We start from the raw sequence: 19,729 nt of genomic DNA, 5'->3' as shown, positions 1-19,729 counted from the left end.
CGTGTAAGCATTCATCATGAATGATCCGGTCGCTGCATGGCTGCAAAGTCTCGGCCTTGCTCGCTATCGAGAGCTGTTTGAGCAGAACGCCATTACATGGGATGTCTTGCCTGAGCTGAATGACGGCGATTTGGCGTCGATGGGCATTGTGCTTGGCCATCGAAAGCAACTTCTGCGTGCAATGGCGCAACTGTCGGCAACCGGCGAAGGCGATACTGCAGCCACTCTAACTATTCCCACCGCGAAAGACATCACGCCGTTACCTTCCAGTCGAGATCAAGCAGAACGTCGTCAATTGACGATTATGTTCTGTGACCTTGTGGGCTCGACGGCACTCGCGAGTCAGCTGGACCCTGAAGACCTCCAAACGGCCATCCGACGTTTTCTGGATACTTGTAGCCAAGCGATCAGCCGATTCAACGGCTATATCGCAAAATACATGGGTGATGGGCTTCTGGTGTACTTCGGATATCCTCATGCCTACGAGCATGACGCGGAACGAGCGGTGCATGCCGGACTGGCCGTGCTGGATTTGGTCAAGACCCTTCCCCGCGAATATCCCGCCCAACAGGCGTTTGAAGTTGCTGCGCGAATCGGGATCGCAACAGGCCACGTCATCGTGGGCGAGGTCATGGGAGAGGAAACGGCGAAGGAGCGGTCTGTTTTCGGGGAAACTCCGAATCTGGCCGCTCGCCTGCAGGCGTTGGCCGCACCTAACCAATTGGTTGTTGACTCGACGACGAAGCGCCTGGTCGGAAGCGAGTTCGAGTTTGCGGATCGAGGCGCCTATTCACTCAAGGGGTTCGAAACGCCGGTGCATGTCTGGCAGGTGCTAAGCATCAAACCGTCGGCCAGCCGGTTCGAGTCTTATCGAGCCGGCCGATTGGGCCATTTCATAGGCAGGGAGCACGAAACGGCGCTTCTCCTGGGTCGATGGCACGAAGCTGTCTGCGGTGAAGGGCAGGTGGTCATCCTTTGCGGTGAAGCCGGGATCGGCAAGTCGCGCATGGTCCGCAGTCTGCGTGACCGACTTGCGGAGGAGGGGTACCAGACGATTCAATTTCAATGTTCGCCGTATCACACCAATACGGCGCTGTATCCGGTCATCACATATCTCCGACAGGCGGCTGGACTGACCGGCGAGGACACTCCTCCCACGCAGCTGCGGAAGCTCGATGCGCTGGCCCTCGACAGCGGTATCGACGACCGGACCACGGTGTCATTGCTGGCGGATCTGCTCTCGATCCGGACAGATGACCTGCGCCCGCCACCGAATGTGTCGTCTGAAAAACGGAAGGAAATGACCCTTGAAGCATTCGTGCAGCAACTCCAACGACTGGCAGGGCGTTGCCCGACACTCTTTATCGTGGAAGACGCTCATTGGCTCGATCCGACAACGATGGATCTCCTGACAAGGATTATCGACCGCATCCAGCCGATGCGGGTGTTATTGATCATCGCCTTTCGGCCTGACTTTAAACCGGTGTGGGCGGATTACGGCCACGTGACGTTTCTGACGTTGAGTCGGCTTCCCCGGCGGCATAGCGTGGAGCTTCTTGGATCGCTGACCGGAGGGAAATCGCTTCCGCTCGAAGTGGAGCAAGCGATTCTGGCCAAGACCGATGGTGTTCCGCTTTACATCGAAGAGTTGACGAAAAACTTGCTCGAGTCCGGGTTGCTGACCGAAGAGAAAGACTCATTCATTCTGAAGGCGCCATTAAGGGACCTCTCCATCCCTGACTCCCTGCAGGCCTTGCTCATGGAACGGATAGACCGATTGGGTCCCGCCAAGGAAATTGTCCAAATGGGGGCCTCGATCGGGCGAGAGTTCAGCTACGAGCTGTTACGGGAGACTGTTGATGTCACCGAGGGAGAGTTGAAAACGGCTCTCGATTTGCTGAAAGCATCAGGGCTCATTTTTCAGGAAGGCGATATCCCAGCTGCTAAGTATCTTTTTAAACACGGTCTCATCCAAGACGCAGCCTATAGCACGCTGCCCAAAAAATCACGCCGATTCCTACATGCCCGTATCGCAAAAGCGCTGGAGAGTAGATTCGCAGAGCGGGTCAAATCAGAACCGGAGTTGCTGGCCTATCACTATGAACAGGCCGGAGCGATCAATTCGGCTGTTCAATATTGGCACCTTGCGGCGCAGAGAGATGCGGCGCGATCCGCGGATGCGGAAGCGCTCAGTCATTTTAATCGGACTTTGCATTTGCTTGAGACATTGCCGCAAAGCCAGGAGCGTAATGCTCTGGAATTGGACCTTCTCATCGCGCGCGGCGCTCCCTTGCTGACGTTACGAGGGTATGCCTCTGATGAGATCGAACACAATTATCTCAGAGCAAGAAGTCTCTCGCAGGAGAACCCTGGTTCCGAGCGATATTTTCTCTCGATTTGGGGATTATGGGTATTCCAGCTGGTCAGAGGGCCTCTCGCCAAGGCCTGCACTCTCGCCGACAGTCTCCTCTCGTGGGCAAACCATCAACAAAACCCGGACCCGCTGATTCGAGCTCACGAAAGTGTGGGCTCGACTTACTCTTTTCTTGGCAGGTTTGACGAGGCCAAGGGACATTTACGTCAAGCAAAGTCGCTGTATGATCCGGATCGACATCGTTCGCAAACGTTACCCTATACCCAAGACCCCGGCATCACCGCGAGAATCATGCTGGCGAGAACATTATGGATATTGGGAGAGATTGATGAGGTCGAAGCACTGGTGACAGAGGCGATCGCCATGGCGAGGGAACTGGAACACCCGTACACGTTGGCATTTACGTTGGCGACCGCGTCATGGGTCTGTTCTACGCTCCGTGATACGAATAGGACCCTGAGCTTGACCGAAGAAGCAATCCTGCTTTCCACCAAACACTCGTTTGAGGTGCCGTTAGCATGGGCGATGTCCTTTCAAGGCTGGGCCTTGGCCGAACAGGGAAAGGAGACAGGCCTTGAAAGGTTGGCAGAAGGACTCTCGGTTGCACGGAGAGCCAAAGCCAGTCTCAACAACACCTATACCTTGGCGTTACTCGCAGAGAGTCATTTGCGGAACCAACATATAGCGGAAGGCTTGGCCGCTATTCAGCAGGCACAGGAACTCGCCGTAACACAGGGAGAACGGTGCTGGCAGGCTGAACTGCTGCGGCTCAAAGGCGAGCTATTAGTCGCGCAATCCGACCCACCAATCGTTGCGGCAGAGCAGTGTTTTTCAGAAGCCGTGCAGGTTGCTCGTGATCAGCGGGCACGAATGCTCGAACTCAGAGCCGCGGCGGGCCTGGCGAGGCTCTTGCGTAAACTGAACAAACCGGATATTGCTAGACGCACCTTGGATTCGATCTGCTCCAGGTTTAGCGAACAAGGCAGCAATCCTGACTTGATGGAAGCTCAGAAAATCCTTGCTCAACTGGGCGTCGTTTCTTAACCCATGGCTGACCTATCCGGCTCATGCGCCTGACGATTCTTGGTTCGGGGACCAATGTGCACCCCTCACGTGCTGCGGCTGGTTATCTTGTGCGCACAGATCAACTCATTGTATTGGATTTCGGTCCACGCACCTTGATGAATTTGATCAAAACCGGTGTGGATCGACACAGGATCACGCATATCCTATTCTCCCATTTTCACGCCGACCACTTTTCCGATTTCATCACCTTTTTCTTCGACGCGGTTATTTATGCCAAGTACGGAGGGGGCCATCGTCCGGCGATGACCCTGATCGGCCCGAAAGGCACGATCCGTCTCTTACAGTCGATCATGCGCAGTTTCCCCAGCTTTTCGCCGGCTCCGTTCCGAGTCGCCTTGAAAGAAGTAACCACCAAACCCTTTACGATCGGCGACACCCGTATCGTTCCCAAGCCCGTTGTCCATGTTCCCGATCTCTCGTCCGTTGGCTATCGGATTGAATACCGAGACAGGACGATCGTGTACTCCGGAGATGTTCAATATTGCGATGCCCTTGTTGCCCTTTGCAAAGATGCCGACCTTGCCGTGCTCGATTGCTCGTTCCCGGCCAATCGTCCAGGCGCCGCTCATCTGCATGCCGGACAGTGCGGTCAGGTAGCGAAGGAGGCCGGTGTGGGACAGCTCGTGCTCTCGCACTTCTATCCGGTCGCGGATCGATACGACGTCAAAGCGCAAGCGGGGGAGCAGTATGGAGGGAAGATTTGGAAGGGGAAAGATCTGTTGACGATCCCTGTCTAGCTAAAGCCCTTCTTCGCGAGGAACGCCGCCGAGGATCTCGATGAAGTTGGTCAGGCGGGTCGTTCGTCCGATGTCACCCGATTTGGAGTAAATGGCCAAGAGGTTCTTGATCATGCGAGACAGAATCGCTCGCACCGGACTTTTTTGCAAGTACTTATCTTCGAACCCGTATCCGGCCTCAGTCAGAAAACGGGCACAGTTTTTTTCAGTCAGCAAGGCCCCGCCGTTGAAGCAATCGATGAAGATCTTGTATCGGTCGGACTCATACTTCACCAGGAAATGCCCCGGCATGCCGATACCGAACAGCGGGAGTGCCAAACGCTGTCCGATCAAGAGGTACACCGCTGACAGGCTGATGGGGATGCCGACCCGCCGATCCATGACGCAATTGAGGTAGCTGTTCTCAACCTCATAGTAGTTCTTGGTGTTTCCCTTAAACCCTTGTTCAGCAAAGAGGTACCTATTGAGCGCGTTGACGGCTTCTTCCCCGGACGCTCGATGGCCGATGCGTGCTCGAACTTCGTCTGCCATCGTATCGAGCTGCTCACGATAGCGAGCGACGTCGAGCGTCGGATAGGCGTAGCGAGCGATCATAAAGGCGCCGGTTTCCAGGCACATGGGCTGGTCCGAGCGTGCCGTTAGGGTCGCCAGTTCATCTTCCAGCTTGCTTCCTCGGATTTCATCAAGGACGGACGCGATCCGATCAGCCATTTCCGGCTGTTCGATTTCAGCTTCTTGGAGAAGCGGGACAGCCGATGGGCCGATATCGATGAGTCTCCCGCTGATGGTACGGACGATTCGGTCGTCCTCATCGGAGAGGAGGCGAATAAGCGCGCGAATCTGATTTTCCGGAATCATTCCCTACCACTCTCCGTCGTTCACAGGCTGACGTATAGCGGCGTTACGGTCATGATCCGACGGATGCCGTCGTCGGTCAAGCGATCCATGGTTCATGGTGAGGTTACCCCATTGCACGGCGGAAGGCCTTGGCTCCACCGTACAGACACAGCGCATCGAACACGATCATGACCAAGACCACCATGCCTACGTGCGGCAAGGCTTCGGTCCAGCCGGACAGAATTAAAGGGCGCACCGCATCAATAGCCCAGGTCATCGGGTTGAATTGCGCCAGAAAACTCATCCAGCCCGGCATCGCCGTCAACGGAACCAATGCGGAGCTGAGGAAGATCATGGGCAGCGAAAGAAACCCCAATACGGAGAAGAAATCTCCGTGACTTTTCACGGAGAATGCCATCGCCATGGAAATGGCCGTCAGGCCGACGCCGAACATCATCCCAATCAATAAGATCGTCGCCACGCCGAGAATACCCGTCGCTGGATAAACGCCGAAGAGGTACGATACGCCGAGAATCACAAGGACCTGCATCGACGTGATTGCCATGACGAAGATAAAGCGGCTCAGGATGACGGAAGTTCGATGGATCGGCGTGGACATCAGACGCTCAAGGAACCCGTTTTCCTTATCGAAGAGCAGATCGACGCCCCCGGCCAAACCGTTGTTCAGGACCGTCATGACGACGACACCGGCTGCGAGGAAGCTGATGTAGTTGGGCGCCTGCATGACCTGCGTGTCCGCGGCCCGCTGAAACAGGTTACCGAAGAAGATGAGCCAGAACAGCATCGGCTGCACCAAGGTGAACAGCATGCTAAATTTTTCCCGGCTCAACCGCCGAACCCACCGCATCGTCAACGCATTGATTTCTTGCCAATAGTGCCCCACATGACTCCTTTACGCCGACTCGACTTCGGGAGCCGATTCGGTGATGGCTCTTCCCGTATGCGCGATAAACACATCGTCTAAGCGCGGACGGTTGTATTGAATAAACTCGATGTCGCACCCTAAGCGATTGGCCGATTCGAGAATGGTGGGCAAGGCCTTTTCTGGCGATTCTACCCTGATATCCAAGCCCTTGGTGGTTGCCTTCACGGTCTTGATCGCCGGACGGCCGGTTAGGTCCGATTCCAGCGACGGGATTCGGCTCGTCTCCTTCAGAGTAAGGGCCACGATATCCCCTCCGAGGGCGATCTTGAGCTCAGCCGGGGAGCCCAGCGTTTTGATCTTGCCGCCGTCGATAATGGCGAGCCGATCGCAGAGCCGATCGGCCTCATCCAGATAGTTCGTCGTCATCACGACCGTCATCCCACGGGCTTTGAGCATCCGGACATAGTCCCAAATCCGGAGACGGCTTTGCACGTCGAGGCCGAGGGTGGGCTCATCGAGAAACAAAATTTTGGGGTCCGGCAGCAACCCACAGGCAATGTCGAGCTTGCGCTTCATGCCTCCGGAATAGGTCTTGGCAGGCCGGTCCGCATGGGCTTCCAGCTCGACCAGCTTGAGCAGCTCGCCGATGCGTTTAGCCGCCTCTTCTTTAGTAAGATGATAGAGCGCACCAAGCAGTTGGAGGTGTTCGCGCCCGGTCAGAAACCGGTCGATCGCTCGTTCTTGAGGTACGTATCCGATCACAGTCCGCACCTGATCCGCCTCGCGCACTGAGTCGTAGCCCATGATGGTTGCCCTGCCCGATGTCGGATGGAGCAACGTGATGAGCGTGCGGAGCGTGGTGCTCTTTCCCGCGCCGTTCGGCCCCAAAAGACCAAAAATTTCCCCGGCGTAGACCTGGAACGAGAGGTCATCGACGGCTTTATGGCTGTCATACGATTTGCATAGACGGCTGACGTCGATTGCGATGGTCCGATTCATTACTCCTAGCCCTTCGTGTCGGGATGTTCGTGCAGCATGAATTGAACCAAATCGTTCAATCGACGAGCCCGTTGGTAGAGTCCGTCCGCTTCCAGCAGGAATTGTTTCTCCAAGGGGGTGCAGTCCAGGTAGGTAGAAAGGGTGTTGACCAGGACTTCGTCGCTGACTTCATCACGAAAGAACCCTTGCCACGCCGCGCTATCCTCTCTCGCCTGAAGGTATCGCCCGAGCATGTCGATCAGTGCGCGCCGAACGTCTTTCGTCAACCCCTCGTCGAAGCGCATGGGCGTGACGCGAATCGTCGCTTCGCGATAGGGCTTGTCGAAATGTTCTTCGGAAATCTCACACCGTTCGAGCCCTTGCAGTAAAATGTTGGAGCGACCGTCCGGCAAGGGTTGCACACTCACGATCCGTCCGATACAGAGCGCGGGATAGATTGCCGGATTCCCATAGTAGTCCGGCTCCCATCCTTCTTTAAGGAGAGCCATGGCGATACATTGACCGCCCATCGTCACATCGGCGACCATCCGGCGATAACGGGGTTCAAAAATGTGGAGCGGTAGGTACGTCTTGGGAAAAAAGACGACGTTGGGTAATGGGAAAACCGGAAGACGACCGGGAATCGGAAAAGGTTCGGCATGCTTGGACGCACTCCGCTCAGCCGGCTCCTGCCCACGATCAGTCTGCATGGCTCACGATAACTGAGACTTGTGAAAATTGTCAACGGCGTGCACGGATCGCCGAGCCACGATGAAATGCAAAACATCGCTCTGAGACTGTCGATTTGTTCACTCGTGAGCGAGCATGATATAAACAGCCGAGGACGTTGGGCTCTAGACCGATGCGTTCGTTGATCAATGAAACGAGGGGGATAATGCGCGTCGTCCGACCAGTTGTTCTAATCGTGGCCCTCTTGGCCTCAGACTTCAGCTGGGTATTTGGAGCCAACCCACCTCCGGCTCCGTTTCAGTTGGCAACTGCTGGGTATCGGTACAATTTCCCTCGGGACCATGGATCTCACCCGACCTATCGAACCGAGTGGTGGTACTACACGGGCCATCTGCAGTCGAAAAACGGCCGGTCGTTCGGCTTTGAGTTGACCTTCTTCCGTCGAGCCATCCCACCCGATGAAATCAAAACCCTGCCGTCGAAATGGTCGATCAGCCACCTGTACCTGGCTCATTTTGCCGTGACCGATATCAATGGGAAGCGATTTCATTTCTCCGACAAGCTCAGCCGTGAAGGGCTGGGGAAGGCCGGAGCTGACGAGTCGAGGCTCCACGTCTGGATCGATGATTGGCGAGCCGAAGCATCGACGGAACCATCGGCTTCACATACGTTGGTGGCTCGCGACGAGACGCATACTCTCGCCCTTACACTTAAACCGGCCAAGCCTCTCGTCGCTCACGGTGTGGATGGCATCAGTCGAAAAGGAAAAGAGGTGGGCCAAGCCTCTCACTACTATTCGTTCACGAGACTCACGACGACGGGGAGCCTAACGATCGACGGCGAACAGTTCGAGGTTTCCGGCACCAGTTGGATGGACCATGAATTTGGATCAGCCGATCTGGGGACGGATCAAGTCGGATGGGACTGGTTCAGTATCCAGTTGGAGGACGACACTGAACTCATGCTGTATCGGATGCGTCGGAAGGATGGATCGTCCGATCTTGCGTCGAGCGGGACAGCCGTGGCGCCTGATGGACGCACTCGACATCTGGAGGTGACAGATTTTCAAATTGAGTCTTCTGGAACCTGGACCAGTCCAGCAAGCAAGGCTACGTACCCAAGCCGATGGCGGCTGCAGTTCCCGTCGCTCGATCTTGCGCTGGATGTCACTCCGCTGCTCGCGGATCAGGAATTGCGCACCTCCCGCAGCACCAAGGTTTCTTATTGGGAAGGGGCTGTGGCTGTGACAGGCACCAAACAAGGCCAACCGGTGAAAGGCCAAGGCTATGTCGAGCTGACCGGCTACACCGAGCGCCTCAAAATGTAAGGGATTGCTGTATTAGTCGGCGGTTGTTTAACCTGATCCCCCGCACAAACAACCAGGCGACCGGACCGGCCCCCTTGAGCCAGAGTACGATGGCCACGGCACAGAGCTTCCGCAACCAGGCACCTCATCACCGACAGGTCAATGCTTCCCTTTGTCCTTGTGTTCCTTGCCCTTGTCTTCCACATCGATAATGACACCGGAATCCGCATCGATGTGCACTTCCTTAATCATCTTGTCGCCCGTCACGATTTCGACCTCCCACACCGTCTTGTCATGTTTCTTTTTCAACTCAGCCTCGATGACGTTGCCTGGCACCTTCTCGGATGCCGCCTTGATTGCCTGATCAATCGTGACCTTCGCCTCCTCCGCCATTTCAATCTTGGACTTGTGCTTCTCTCCTTTCTTATCGGCGATCGCAGTCCCACCCAATGCCAAGACAATTCCCGCCGCCAACGCCGCCATGACGATCTGTCTCATAGTATCTCCTTTGTGTGTGAAGTAGGGAGATCGGATGCACGGTTGGAGTATCCGACCTCACGCAGTATGAACACTGCGATCATTGTGCCGCCGTCCGCCGCCTCCTGGGCGGGGCAAAAGCTCGCATCAAGCAGCTGATTCTGTGACCCGAGCCTACGCTGACTGGATACCCTTGTGGCCAAAGTCTACATCGAGGTCCTTCGCTTCGGGGCGAGATGCTACAGATGCCTGTTGGTAGGAGAATGAGAGCAAGGTCACCTGGCACTTCATCGAGTTGGAGATCAGACCGACAGAGGCTCCAAGACTTGCGACAACAGTTTGAGTCGGTTGGTCGATAGGGAGGCACAAAGAGGGCGGGCACCTTAAAGCAGGCCCGTGTTCTTCCAGTGTGCACAAGCGCTCCGACGCAGACTCCGGACCGCGAATGTCGTTGAACCTTGTTGCGTGAACGTGCAGAATAGAGACTATCTCGGTTTCAGAAAGCGCTGCCATTTCCGTTCGAGCCGTTCGAGATCAGGGTCGTTGAGCCCATCCAGCGGACGCTGCCCGAGCAGCCTCCCCATATACCCCGAGCGCAGCATGAGCCTTGAGCCGCTATCTTCGCAAGCCGACCGGCAGTTGACGTACGGCGATTACCTTCGGATTCGCGAACTGTTGCGTCTGCAATCTCCCCTCGCCTCGCCGATGGCCCATGACGAATTGCTTTTTATCATCATTCATCAGACCTACGAGCTCTGGTTCAAATTGTTATTGCACGAACTGGATGCGGTCGTGGTGAATCTGCGGGCCGCGACAGGGCTGCCTGGTTCGCGAGACGAGGTGTATGAGGCGGCCCGCTTGTTAAGACGGTGTACCGAGATCGCCAGACTCCTGGTCGAGCAATTCACCGTCCTGGAAACGATGCTGCCGACGCATTTCCTGGCCTTCCGTGATCGGTTGCGGCCTGCGAGCGGGTTTCAGTCCGAACAGTTTCGCGAACTGGAGTTCCTCTGCGGTCTCAAGGATGAGCGGATGTTGAACCTGCACGAGCCGGCCCCGGAGCTGTTCGCCGCGCTTCAGCGGCGGCTGCAGGAGCCGTCCCTCCGCGATGTACTTTTCGAGGCGCTGGCGGCGATGGAAACTACCCCGCCGATGTCTCCGCACGCTGTGGAGAGCGAACGTTTCCGGTTGCGGGCCCAGATGATCGTCGCGGTGTATCGCAAAGAGGGGGATCATCGCGATTGGATTGACGTCTGTGAACGATTGACGGAATTCGATGAGCTGCTCGTCGCCTGGCGCCTGCGGCACATCCAAATGGTGGAGCGGACCATCGGGATGAGCCGGGGGACCGGCGGCAGCAGCGGCGCATCCTATCTCAGAGCGACCTTGGATAAGAAGTTTTTCCCGGAACTGTGGGAAGCCCGGTCCCTCATGTGTGAAGACCCGCATGGAACGTGACTGCGATGGATGAGCTGCTGTCGTACCGGAAGGATTTCCCCATCCTTGAGCGGACCATCTACATGATCAGTCACTCGTTGGGTGCGATGCCGGCTCGCGTCTACGACCGCCTGCGCGAATTCGCCGATCTCTGGGCCACGCGCGGCATCCGGGCATGGGCTGAGGGCTGGTGGGAAATGCCGGTGTGCACCGGCGACAAGGTCGCCCGCATCATTGGTGCCGATCCAGGGACCGTGGTGATGCATCAGAACGTGTCCGTCTGTCAGTCGCTCATTGCCTCCTGCTTTGATCTGACCCAGAAGCGCAACAAAGTGGTCTACGAAGCCTTGAATTTCCCTTCCGTGATGTATGTCTATGAGGCGCATGTCCGCGCCGCCGGAGCACGCCTAGTTGTGGTCCCCAGCGATGACGGCCTGACCATCGATACAGAGCGTCTGCTGGACGCCATTGATGAGGAGACGCTCCTGGTGCCGATCTCGCACGTGTTGTTCAAGAGTGGGTATATTCAGGATGTCCAGGCCGTCGTTCACAAGGCTCATTCGGTGGGCGCAAAGGTCGTATTGGACGTCTACCAGTCGGCAGGGACCGTGCCTCTTGACGTCAAGTCGCTCGCGGTCGATTTTGTGGTGGGTGGGTCCGTTAAATGGCTCTGCGGCGGTCCCGGCGCCGGATTCCTCTATGTGCATCCGGCGCTGCACCGCGAACTGGAACCAAAACTGACCGGGTGGATGGCGCACCGAGAACCCTTTGCCTTTGAGCCAGGCCCCATCACCTATGCTCCCGACATCCACCGCTTTCTCCATGGATCGCCCGGTATCCCCGCGTTGTATGCGGCGGAAAGCGGCTACGAGACCATTCTTGCGGCCGGCGTCGAGAAGATCCGGGCAAAATCGATCCGGCAGACTTCCCAGTTGGTCGAGCTGGCGGATCAATATGGATGGCAGGTGAGGTCGCCGAGGGACAAGGCCAAGCGGGGCGGCATGGTCGCGGTCGATGTCCCCCATGCGGCCGCCGTAGTGCGTGAGCTGGCTCGCCGAGACATCCTTGTGGACTTTCGGCCCGGCGTCGGCATTCGAATCGCGCCGCACTTCTATACTGCCGATGACGAGATCGATGCCACGATGCAAGCCATCCATTCCATCCTTGAGACCAAGGCCTATGAGCCGTATCTATCGGCAGACGGCGCACAATTCTAGCAGGATGCGGAATCCTCTGTTTTCAAGCGTGGTCGTATCTAAAAAAGACTCCTGGTATCTTTCTGTCTTCGCGCGGATCAGGAATTGCGCACCTCGCGCAGTACCAGGGTCTCTTATTGGGAAGGGGCTGTGGCGGTGACAGAGACCAAACAAGGTAAACCCATGAAAGGCCAAGGTTACGCCGAGCTGACCGGCTATGCCGAGCGGCTGAAGATGTAGAGGAACAATGGGTTAGTCGTCAGTCATCCGATCCACGACGTGATCCCATTCCTTGATGGCTGGCTTCACGTGATGATCGAGATGAGTCAGGGCTGCATACAGCCGCCCTTCATATTCCTCGCGTTTCTCGTCGGTCGCGGAGATAGATTTCAAGAGCGAGGTGAGACCACGAATTTCTTCGATCGCCTCAAGCAGTTCCTCGAAGTGATTGTCCAAGAGGGCACTCGACGGCACAAGCAGCGCTCCAGACTCAGGGAGTTTTGTCCGCCTGCGCTTTTTAATCATGGCGCTTCCCTTTCTTCAGCCGCCGTGTCAATTGCTCAACAGTCTGTTCCCACGCCCTAATCTCGACTGTCCAATGGCGAATGAGGCTCACATTGGGAGTCGCACGCTGACGTTCGAGCGCGATTTTAATCTGATGATCGGTGATCCGCTGCCTTAGGCTCTCTATACGCACGCGCAGCTTTTTATTTCGCCCCATCTCTATCCCGATCCGGCCAAACCGTACTCGCGCAATATCTCTTCTGTCAACTAGCGCGCTCCAACGGAGAAGAGAGGTGCTATCTCAGACGCAGCGCATTGTTGGGTCACAAGATACCCGCGATAAGACCAGCCCCCACCACAATCAACAGAGCCGAAACAATCAACTGTACCGACCGAAGCGTGACCTTCTTGAGCAGTTTTGCTCCGACGTATGCTCCGATAAAGGCCGAGGCACAGGCGGCGATGACGAACGACCACTCAACGGCGTTACTGTGAACCGATACACCTATGCCGTAAATGACCATCCGGGCGAGATCGACCATGACAGCAAGTACGATCCCTGTGGCAACAAACGCTTCTTTCTCAAGACCTGCCTTAATCAGGAACATGCTGCGAAAGGCGCCTTGATGGCCGGACAGTCCGCCGAAAAACCCACTGATGACACCCCCGAACGGGAGCCATTTGCGATCGAACGCCGTCTTCGAGAATGTTGGAGAAAGTTCCAAGACAACGAATGAAACGATGAGCACGCCGATGACTAACTTCAGTACTGACACCTGTCGGTCGTTCCCAAACGCGTAGTATTCGTACATGGGTTTCAGTTCCCCCAGATACGCCAGCAACGCAGCTCCCACAAAGGCTGCCGCAATCGCAGGTAACCCGAACTTCAGCAGCACGGGGCGATCGGCTTTTCGTCCGAGCAGCCCAATCTTGAAAAGGTTGTTCGCCAGATGGACCATGGCCGTCATCACAATCGCCAGGTCCAGTGGAAAGAAGAGGGCGACCACTGGCATCAGCAGCGTGCCGAGCCCGAAGCCGGAAAACAGCGTGAGGCCTGAAGCCAACAACGCGGCGACGCACACGACGAGTAGTTCCACGGGGTATCTCCAGGAGGGCGGAACAAGTATCCTGAAGGATTATAGGATGTTTCAGATGCCTACTGCTTCACGATCCATGGCGGTAGACGCTATTCCTAGTCATTTGCCGAAACAGCGGTTTTATTCGGGGACGAAGACAGACCAGCGCGACATCAGCGAAGTGAAGTTGTTCCTGACGGCTGCCAAGGGGGAAGGGAGGGGAGAACAATGGGAGAATAAGTCAATACGCATGCCAGCCCCCAAGACTTCTTCAGAAAGTGAAGTCGTATACAAGTGGTCTCTCCCTGGCGGTCTTCCTTCAAGAGGACAAGACCTTCGATGCAGTCGTGCGAAATTTGGAAGTAATTGGGGAAGCCGCGAAACATCTCCCTGAGGAGGCTCGCAAGCGTTCCCCCACTGTCGACCGGAAAAAGATCGCAGGGCTGAGGGACATTTTAATTCACGAATACTTTGGAATTGATGGTGAGATCGTCTGGGATATCGTTCAGCGCAAGCTGCTGGTACTTGAAGCGGCTGTGAACAGCATGCTGGACAATATGTCGTGACGCAGCCACGGTACGGCATGGGATTGGGTAAGAAAGGGGTTTGGGCCGGCAATCTCTCCAGGGAAGTATTTCAGCCTTGGTTGAGTCAGACCCGACATTTCAGCTCCGTCGCCACACCCTGAATGAGCACCACTATTGGGCTTGCACTGTTGGTCGGGTGCTTCTCTGAAACGCGATCAAGGCTCACATACTGTCGCACCGCGACACGTCAAGGGCTATCAACTTGGCGCCCCACCGACCTCTTCATATTTTTCTTGACGATCAAACAAAGACTCCCGACCCCGTTTATTTTCCCGCTTGTTTTCAAGCATGGTCATATCGAAAAAAGACTCTCGGTACTTTTCCTGTCTCTTGACGACGTGAGTGACGGTCGACTCCACAAACGCCGTGCTGATCGTGTCACCCTGCCGCGGGCGTTCGCCGGAGTTCGGAATGAAGTCGCGATTGTTGAGGTTGACCATCATGAAGCCATCAATAGTCATGTCTGACACCATGCATGCACATGGCACCAAAGCGGCCAGTTGACGAAACTGGCGAAGTGAGTAGAATAGCGTACCTGGGTTCTCGACAGCCTATTCGTTTCCAAAGGAAAGGCACCGCACCTGCGAGGAGTTGCGTGATGAGATCCGCTGTTGTGTGTCTGCTCGCTCTGGCACTCGTGCTCTCTCCGATCGCTATCGAACAACCACGAGCATCCGACCTCAGGACCGTTCAGTTCGAATGGGAATCGAAGAACTCTGCGGCGCTGAATACTCAGCGGAACTTCCTCAACGAGCAGGGAGGCCAGGTGGGACCGGTGCGGGAGAAAGACCCGAACACAAAGAATCCAGCGGCGGTCTTGTTATATGTCACCGTCGGGGTCGCGGCGCTGTCTGCACTGGCTGACGCGATCGTCAAGACGCTGAAAGATACCCAGCATGGCGGGCTCATCGTGGACATGCAGGGCCCCACGATCAAGATCATCGAAAACCAGTCGCTGGATCGCGGGCAGGTCCTCGTTCGGAAACCCAATGGGGAAGTAGAGTCCTACGTGCAGAAGGCCGGGTCCAGCTCGGAGTTGTCATCGATTATCGCGGGCCTTCTGGCAGCAGCCAAGCAACCCTGACCGGTGTCTCGCATGCGTAGTCGTATCCCTGGTCTTACTGTCCTCTCCATTCTGCTGCTGGTGCTGGTCCAACTCCCGGCGCGTTCCGCTGCTGAACAATCTCCAACCCAAGGCAAGAACTGGGCTGTCGTCATCGGCATTAATGACTACCAGAACGTGAAGCCGCTTCAGTATGCGATTAAGGATGCGATGGCCGTCGGCGATCTGCTGGCGCAGCAGGGGTTCGCGGTCACCCGCCTGGTATCGCCAACAGCCACGACCCGCCAATCGATCGAAAGGGTGCTGGGAACGCAGCTGCCCAAACAATTGGGTGCCGATGATCGTGTGCTGATCTTCTTTTCGGGACATGGTAAAGATGAGCAGTTTGGCGCGGGGCAACGGCACGGCTATCTACTCCCGATCGAAGCAAACCCTCAGGACTTGTCTTCAACCGCGATCAGCATGAGCCGGGTTCAAGAGTGGGCTAATGCCTGGCCTGCCAAACATGTCCTATTTATCGTGGACTCCTGTTACAGCGGAATCATCGGCTTAAACACCAAGGGGATTGACCCCGAGGGCAGTAACCCAATGACAGAAATGTATCTGAAACAGATTACCAAGGAACCGAGTCGGCAGCTCATTGTTGCCGGCCAGGCGAATCAAGAAGCCCTGGAGATTGCGAAATGGGAGCAGAGTTTGCTGACCCACTTTCTTCTTGAAGGATTGAGCAAAGGGACAGCCGACGGGAATGCCGATGGGATTATTCTCACATCAGAGCTCTATCAATTTCTTGCCGAGCGAGTTATTAAGGAAGCGGTGCTGAACGGGAGCCTACAACATCCCCAACACTGGTCGCTCAGCGCAGATAAGGGAGAATTTGTATTCATACTCCCTGGCCAAGGGCGACAAGCGAAGCCCGTACAGCCAGTCAGAATTCCAACCCCCTCGTTTTCTGCGGTCCCCAGCCCGGCGATGGTCCGGATTGCGCCTGGGTCATTCATGAGAAGAGCAGAATCAGTGTTGACGTTGAAGGGTTGGTCCCCCCCAGGTCCTTGGCACAAAGTTCACATCACCCAACCATTCGCGATCGCTCGGTATGAAACGACCTTTGACGAGTACGACCGCTTTGCTCGGGCAACCGGGCGCCCATTGCCAGACGACGAGAATTTGGGGCGTGGGTCGCGCCCGGTCGTGACCGTGTCGTGGAATGACGCGCAGGCCTATGCCCAGTGGTTGTCCCAACAGACCGGCAAGCGCTATCGGCTCCCCACGGAAGCAGAGTGGGAATATGCGGCGCGAAGCGGTGGACAAGACCAGACGTGGGCTGGGACTTCTGAGGAGAGCCAATTGAAGAAGTATGCGGTGTATGAGGCAAACAAGACTGAGCCGGTTGGCAGCAAGCAACCAAATGGACTCGGCCTCTACGACATGAGCGGCAATGTGTGGGAATGGGTGGAGGATTGCCAGCACTGGGATTACGAAGGCGCCCCATCGGATGGCTCGGCCTGGTTAGCGACGAATGGCGGCGACTGCAACCGGCGCGCGATCCGTGGTGGTGCCTGGGACAACATACCGGTGGGCCTGCGCACGTCGTCCCGGAACTGGAGCCTCACCGACTACCGGTTCAACTTCCTTGGTTTCCGTCTCGTCCAGGACCTGCCCTAACACTGTGCACTTTATGCTTTGACTCTTTGCTCAGATGTTTCCGTCAGTGTTTGACAGTGAAACGATCTGAGCAGCGACCCTAGATTGGAGAGCATCACAAAGCCGGGGGTCGCACAGGTTCGACGCGCGACAAACAGCGACCGCTCGGCACTAACCGTCAACGACTCAGACGCCGGAGTGAGAAGCACCGAGTCACAAGCTAAGGGACAGACCTTGCTATTTGCATCGTCTCATCCGTTTGAACGGTCCGTATGCGAAGATTTCCGACGTCGCTCACGCCGCCACTTCAACGAGAACTTTCGGATGGCGCTCGGCAATCTTTAGGAGCTGCTTCGCGGCGCCGGACGGCTTGCGGCGGCCTTGCTCCCATTGCTCCAGCGCGCATTATTCACGAACGCTTCTGCTGCAATCGCGGATTCGCCGCTCGGTCGGTCGACATACTGTTTCAAGTATGACTCCCTTCCTCACGGCTCCGCGCACCTGTCTCGCTTGGCGACTGCGCGATTTCGCGACGAACCGTCGTGAATAATGCGCGCTAGGGTGCGCTTCGACAGGCCGAGCACTGCGGCAAATTCCGCCTGCGAGAGGCAGCTTTTCCGCCGCAGGCGAACGACGTAGGACTTGGCTTCAATGCGCTTCCGCTTTCCGCTGCTGGCCTTGATCTCCCGTACGCTATCCAGGACTTCTTGCCACACATCGCCTTTAGCTTCGAAGTTGGCAAGTGCCTTACCGGTCAGCCTCTTATTCATGTCGAAATGCCTCGCCACCTCTGTCGCGCGTAACAAGCGTTATGCGGCGGGTTAAGCGGTCGGTTGGATGGCTTTGTTCGGCCAATTCTCTTCAACCGTGAACGATTGCCCCAGTGTTCTGAAGTGGCTAAATTCGTGCTGACGGAGTTTCCCTCGAATTTCTTCAAATGATTTCACGACATCTTCGGCATAGAGCCGTTCGCCACAATGGAGGCAGACCTCGGCGGCAACTTTTATGGAAACGGTATTGCCTCCGCCTCTGAGGAGTTTTTCTACCAGTTTGTGTTCTAGCTCACCACCGCACACAGGACACTTTTCAAAAGGCTTCATGTCTTCACCCTTATTTTCCAGTCAATCCATCGATCAGGATCTGGCCGATAGACCGTGATTAATGCTGCCCATTGGTTTTCCGGATTGTACGCCCACACGCGGCACAAGCTAAGGGTCAGACCTTGTGATGTGTATCATCTCATCCTTTTCAACGGTCAGTATACGAAGATTTCCTATGTCGGTCATGCCGCTACCTCAACGAGAACCTCGGCGTGCCGCTCGGAAATCTTCAACAGTTGTTTTGCGGCGCCGGATGGTTTGCGGCAGCCTTGTTCCCATTGTTCCAGGGGATGCTTCGAAACACTCAGCGCTGCAACAAACTCTGCCTGCGACAGTCCGCTGTTCCCTGCGCACGCACGAGCCAGCCGCCACATGATGTTCCGGACGGCCGCTGCTGCGCAGCGGTCCGGTGTCTGTCGCAGCACGACGATTTATGCGGCATGAAGAAGGAACTCGACTTTCACGGAGTCGAACGGAAAAATTATCCGACCATCCTCGACTCGATCGAGCACTCCGGCGCTTAACAGCGCCGTCACATCCGTGTGGACGGCCTTCGCATCTCGTCCGACACGCCGCGCTGCTTCGCGAATCGACAGAGGGCCGGCTCCGCGCATGGCCTTCAGCAATTGCCAGCGTTTTGCCGTCAGCACTTTCCAGAGAAGTTCCGGTGTGGCGAAGGTAATGCGCGCGGCTTTCTCACCCTTCCCTGTTTTCCAGACACGGACAAAGTCAGCCATCGCTTTGTTTGGGGAGCGAACGTCAAGAACGACGGTTTTCACGGTTCCACCTCATCATCATGTAACTCCGGCCGGTTGTTTACATAAGCACTTAACGGCGAATTTCAAGGGCGCGCTGCTTGCGGTCTGTCCCTCTGAAGTGCTTCGTTAGGTGCGGCATCCACCGGGACGAGTTCGGCAAGCAAGGTTTCCGGCGCAATATCCTGCTGGTGAGGCCACGTCAAAGCGCCGAAAACGATGCCCACCTGCCTGAAATAATCCGGGTTGCGCAATTCACGAAATACGCCGTGGTCGAGATACGGTTTGACATCGAAGATGCCTCGCCGACCATCGGTTAGTTCCACGTACAAACGGTAATCTGAGAGCGGCGTTACACTTTCTACATCCCAATACATAGCCCTAGTCCGAAATAATTTTGACAACAGATCGCATAAACGCTGCGGGTGACGTGGCGAACGGGGCGCCCCACCGCGCGCAACGGAAGGGCCCCACTGGGGGATGGGTGGAGTGAGCACGGTGGGGCTGTTCGCCATGACAGGACCCGCGGAATAAACCAATAGACGAATTTTATTTTCGGATTGGGGATAGTTGCACCTTAGAGGGGATCAATTTTGTAAGGATGTTCTCCGCTGACAGCGAGTTCCCAATCGGCCATCAATTCATCCCGGTGCAGTTAGATCCATGCTTGAACCAGGCGCAATTGCTTGCGTGGCAACTCACCGGCAAGGATTTCGGCGTCCCCAATACCGATCGATGCCTCGAACTCTCCATATCTGGCGTGGATGTGAGGCAGATGGTGATGCTTGCTGTCGAGTAAGTACATCCGAATGATGATGCCGTAAAACATCGAGATGATGGGCATGGCATGTCCTTGTGACCCGACGCAAACTATGCCTCATCTGGTTCCGTATAAGTCCTCGGATAAGGCAAAAGTCAGTATAAGTCCACCTCGGATTCCTCGCAATAGGACTGCGTAACCTAGCCTGTGAGATATAACTTTCCCTCGGCGAAGTC

The 19,729-nt window shown here is 56.1% G+C and carries 25 protein-coding genes; 9 read left to right on the top strand and 16 right to left on the bottom strand.

What is annotated here, in order from left to right:
- The first annotated feature begins 16 nt into the window (after positions 1 to 16).
- Both P0120_20390 and P0120_20385 read left to right on the top strand, forming a co-directional pair.
- Positions 17 to 3,418 (top strand): adenylate/guanylate cyclase domain-containing protein, encoded by a 3,402-nt coding sequence (locus P0120_20390; protein MDF0676669.1) that lies wholly within the window; start codon positions 17 to 19, stop codon positions 3,416 to 3,418.
- A gap of 23 nt (positions 3,419 to 3,441) precedes the next feature.
- On the top strand, positions 3,442 to 4,197 hold the full coding sequence (locus tag P0120_20385; GenBank protein ID MDF0676668.1) for an MBL fold metallo-hydrolase: 756 nt from the start codon (positions 3,442 to 3,444) through the stop codon (positions 4,195 to 4,197).
- Here the strand turns inward: P0120_20385 and P0120_20380 are convergent, their stop codons facing one another.
- From P0120_20380 to P0120_20365, 4 genes are all read right to left on the bottom strand, one after another.
- Positions 4,198 to 5,055, bottom strand: a complete 858-nt coding sequence (locus P0120_20380) for a transglutaminase-like domain-containing protein (protein MDF0676667.1) — start codon at positions 5,053 to 5,055, stop codon at positions 4,198 to 4,200.
- A gap of 103 nt (positions 5,056 to 5,158) precedes the next feature.
- Positions 5,159 to 5,938 (bottom strand): ABC transporter permease, encoded by a 780-nt coding sequence (locus P0120_20375; protein ID MDF0676666.1) that lies wholly within the window; start codon positions 5,936 to 5,938, stop codon positions 5,159 to 5,161.
- 9 nt (positions 5,939 to 5,947) lie between these two features.
- Entirely contained in the window at positions 5,948 to 6,919 is a 972-nt protein-coding gene (locus P0120_20370) for an ATP-binding cassette domain-containing protein (protein MDF0676665.1), read from the bottom strand.
- Positions 6,920 to 6,924: 5 nt separating this feature from the next.
- Positions 6,925 to 7,608 carry an LON peptidase substrate-binding domain-containing protein gene (locus P0120_20365; GenBank protein ID MDF0676664.1) on the bottom strand — a complete coding sequence of 228 codons (684 nt, stop codon included), beginning with the start codon at positions 7,606 to 7,608 and terminating at the stop codon, positions 6,925 to 6,927.
- 185 nt (positions 7,609 to 7,793) lie between these two features.
- On the opposite strand from P0120_20365, the gene P0120_20360 reads away from it, so the two are divergent.
- A complete protein-coding gene (locus P0120_20360) occupies positions 7,794 to 8,915 on the top strand; it encodes a lipocalin-like domain-containing protein (GenBank protein ID MDF0676663.1) in 1,122 nt (373 codons plus the stop codon).
- 138 nt (positions 8,916 to 9,053) lie between these two features.
- On the opposite strand, the gene P0120_20355 is transcribed toward P0120_20360, so the two are convergent.
- Positions 9,054 to 9,392: a PepSY domain-containing protein gene (locus P0120_20355; protein ID MDF0676662.1), complete on the bottom strand. Its 339-nt coding sequence runs from the start codon at positions 9,390 to 9,392 to the stop codon at positions 9,054 to 9,056.
- A gap of 579 nt (positions 9,393 to 9,971) precedes the next feature.
- On the opposite strand from P0120_20355, the gene P0120_20350 reads away from it, so the two are divergent.
- From P0120_20350 to P0120_20340, 3 genes are read left to right on the top strand one after another with little or no spacing between them, the layout of a single operon-like run.
- Positions 9,972 to 10,829, top strand: a complete 858-nt coding sequence (locus P0120_20350; protein ID MDF0676661.1) for a tryptophan 2,3-dioxygenase family protein — start codon at positions 9,972 to 9,974, stop codon at positions 10,827 to 10,829.
- A 5-nt stretch (positions 10,830 to 10,834) separates the two neighbouring features.
- Positions 10,835 to 12,025 (top strand): aminotransferase class V-fold PLP-dependent enzyme, encoded by a 1,191-nt coding sequence (locus tag P0120_20345; GenBank protein MDF0676660.1) that lies wholly within the window; start codon positions 10,835 to 10,837, stop codon positions 12,023 to 12,025.
- Positions 12,026 to 12,076: 51 nt separating this feature from the next.
- Positions 12,077 to 12,244 carry a lipocalin family protein gene (locus tag P0120_20340; protein MDF0676659.1) on the top strand — a complete coding sequence of 56 codons (168 nt, stop codon included), beginning with the start codon at positions 12,077 to 12,079 and terminating at the stop codon, positions 12,242 to 12,244.
- A gap of 12 nt (positions 12,245 to 12,256) precedes the next feature.
- Here P0120_20340 and P0120_20335 read toward each other — a convergent pair whose 3' ends face one another.
- From P0120_20335 to P0120_20325, 3 genes are all read right to left on the bottom strand, one after another.
- On the bottom strand, positions 12,257 to 12,529 hold the full coding sequence (locus tag P0120_20335; protein ID MDF0676658.1) for a hypothetical protein: 273 nt from the start codon (positions 12,527 to 12,529) through the stop codon (positions 12,257 to 12,259).
- Entirely contained in the window at positions 12,522 to 12,725 is a 204-nt protein-coding gene (locus tag P0120_20330) for a hypothetical protein (protein MDF0676657.1), read from the bottom strand. Before P0120_20330 ends, P0120_20335 begins: the two co-directional genes overlap by 8 nt.
- 106 nt (positions 12,726 to 12,831) lie before the next feature.
- The gene (locus P0120_20325; protein ID MDF0676656.1) at positions 12,832 to 13,605 is read right to left on the bottom strand and encodes a sulfite exporter TauE/SafE family protein; all 774 of its coding nucleotides are present in this window, start codon (positions 13,603 to 13,605) and stop codon (positions 12,832 to 12,834) included.
- A gap of 257 nt (positions 13,606 to 13,862) precedes the next feature.
- On the opposite strand from P0120_20325, the gene P0120_20320 reads away from it, so the two are divergent.
- Positions 13,863 to 14,150: a DUF86 domain-containing protein gene (locus P0120_20320; protein ID MDF0676655.1), complete on the top strand. Its 288-nt coding sequence runs from the start codon at positions 13,863 to 13,865 to the stop codon at positions 14,148 to 14,150.
- A gap of 218 nt (positions 14,151 to 14,368) precedes the next feature.
- On the opposite strand, the gene P0120_20315 is transcribed toward P0120_20320, so the two are convergent.
- Positions 14,369 to 14,632: a hypothetical protein gene (locus tag P0120_20315; GenBank protein ID MDF0676654.1), complete on the bottom strand. Its 264-nt coding sequence runs from the start codon at positions 14,630 to 14,632 to the stop codon at positions 14,369 to 14,371.
- Positions 14,633 to 14,769: 137 nt separating this feature from the next.
- On the opposite strand from P0120_20315, the gene P0120_20310 reads away from it, so the two are divergent.
- Positions 14,770 to 15,255 carry a hypothetical protein gene (locus P0120_20310; GenBank protein ID MDF0676653.1) on the top strand — a complete coding sequence of 162 codons (486 nt, stop codon included), beginning with the start codon at positions 14,770 to 14,772 and terminating at the stop codon, positions 15,253 to 15,255.
- A gap of 12 nt (positions 15,256 to 15,267) precedes the next feature.
- A complete protein-coding gene (locus P0120_20305) occupies positions 15,268 to 16,899 on the top strand; it encodes an SUMF1/EgtB/PvdO family nonheme iron enzyme (protein MDF0676652.1) in 1,632 nt (543 codons plus the stop codon).
- A 320-nt stretch (positions 16,900 to 17,219) separates the two neighbouring features.
- Here the strand turns inward: P0120_20305 and P0120_20300 are convergent, their stop codons facing one another.
- The 7 genes from P0120_20300 to P0120_20270 all read right to left on the bottom strand — a co-directional run bounded on the left by P0120_20300 (position 17,220) and on the right by P0120_20270 (position 19,577).
- A complete protein-coding gene (locus P0120_20300; protein ID MDF0676651.1) occupies positions 17,220 to 17,348 on the bottom strand; it encodes a hypothetical protein in 129 nt (42 codons plus the stop codon).
- Positions 17,349 to 17,363: 15 nt separating this feature from the next.
- On the bottom strand, positions 17,364 to 17,648 hold the full coding sequence (locus P0120_20295; protein MDF0676650.1) for a hypothetical protein: 285 nt from the start codon (positions 17,646 to 17,648) through the stop codon (positions 17,364 to 17,366).
- Between the two features lie 51 nt (positions 17,649 to 17,699).
- Positions 17,700 to 17,978: a YgiT-type zinc finger protein gene (locus P0120_20290; protein ID MDF0676649.1), complete on the bottom strand. Its 279-nt coding sequence runs from the start codon at positions 17,976 to 17,978 to the stop codon at positions 17,700 to 17,702.
- Between the two features lie 182 nt (positions 17,979 to 18,160).
- The gene (locus P0120_20285; protein ID MDF0676648.1) at positions 18,161 to 18,403 is read right to left on the bottom strand and encodes a hypothetical protein; all 243 of its coding nucleotides are present in this window, start codon (positions 18,401 to 18,403) and stop codon (positions 18,161 to 18,163) included.
- A 6-nt stretch (positions 18,404 to 18,409) separates the two neighbouring features.
- On the bottom strand, positions 18,410 to 18,757 hold the full coding sequence (locus P0120_20280; GenBank protein ID MDF0676647.1) for a hypothetical protein: 348 nt from the start codon (positions 18,755 to 18,757) through the stop codon (positions 18,410 to 18,412).
- A 62-nt stretch (positions 18,758 to 18,819) separates the two neighbouring features.
- Positions 18,820 to 19,110 (bottom strand): DUF2442 domain-containing protein, encoded by a 291-nt coding sequence (locus P0120_20275; protein ID MDF0676646.1) that lies wholly within the window; start codon positions 19,108 to 19,110, stop codon positions 18,820 to 18,822.
- A 278-nt stretch (positions 19,111 to 19,388) separates the two neighbouring features.
- On the bottom strand, positions 19,389 to 19,577 hold the full coding sequence (locus P0120_20270) for a DUF4160 domain-containing protein (GenBank protein MDF0676645.1): 189 nt from the start codon (positions 19,575 to 19,577) through the stop codon (positions 19,389 to 19,391).
- Positions 19,578 to 19,729 lie beyond the last annotated feature (152 nt).

The organism is Nitrospira sp. (genome assembly GCA_029194675.1).
GTDB lineage: Bacteria > Nitrospirota > Nitrospiria > Nitrospirales > Nitrospiraceae > Nitrospira_D.
This window is presented reverse-complemented; position numbering and strand designations above follow the sequence as displayed.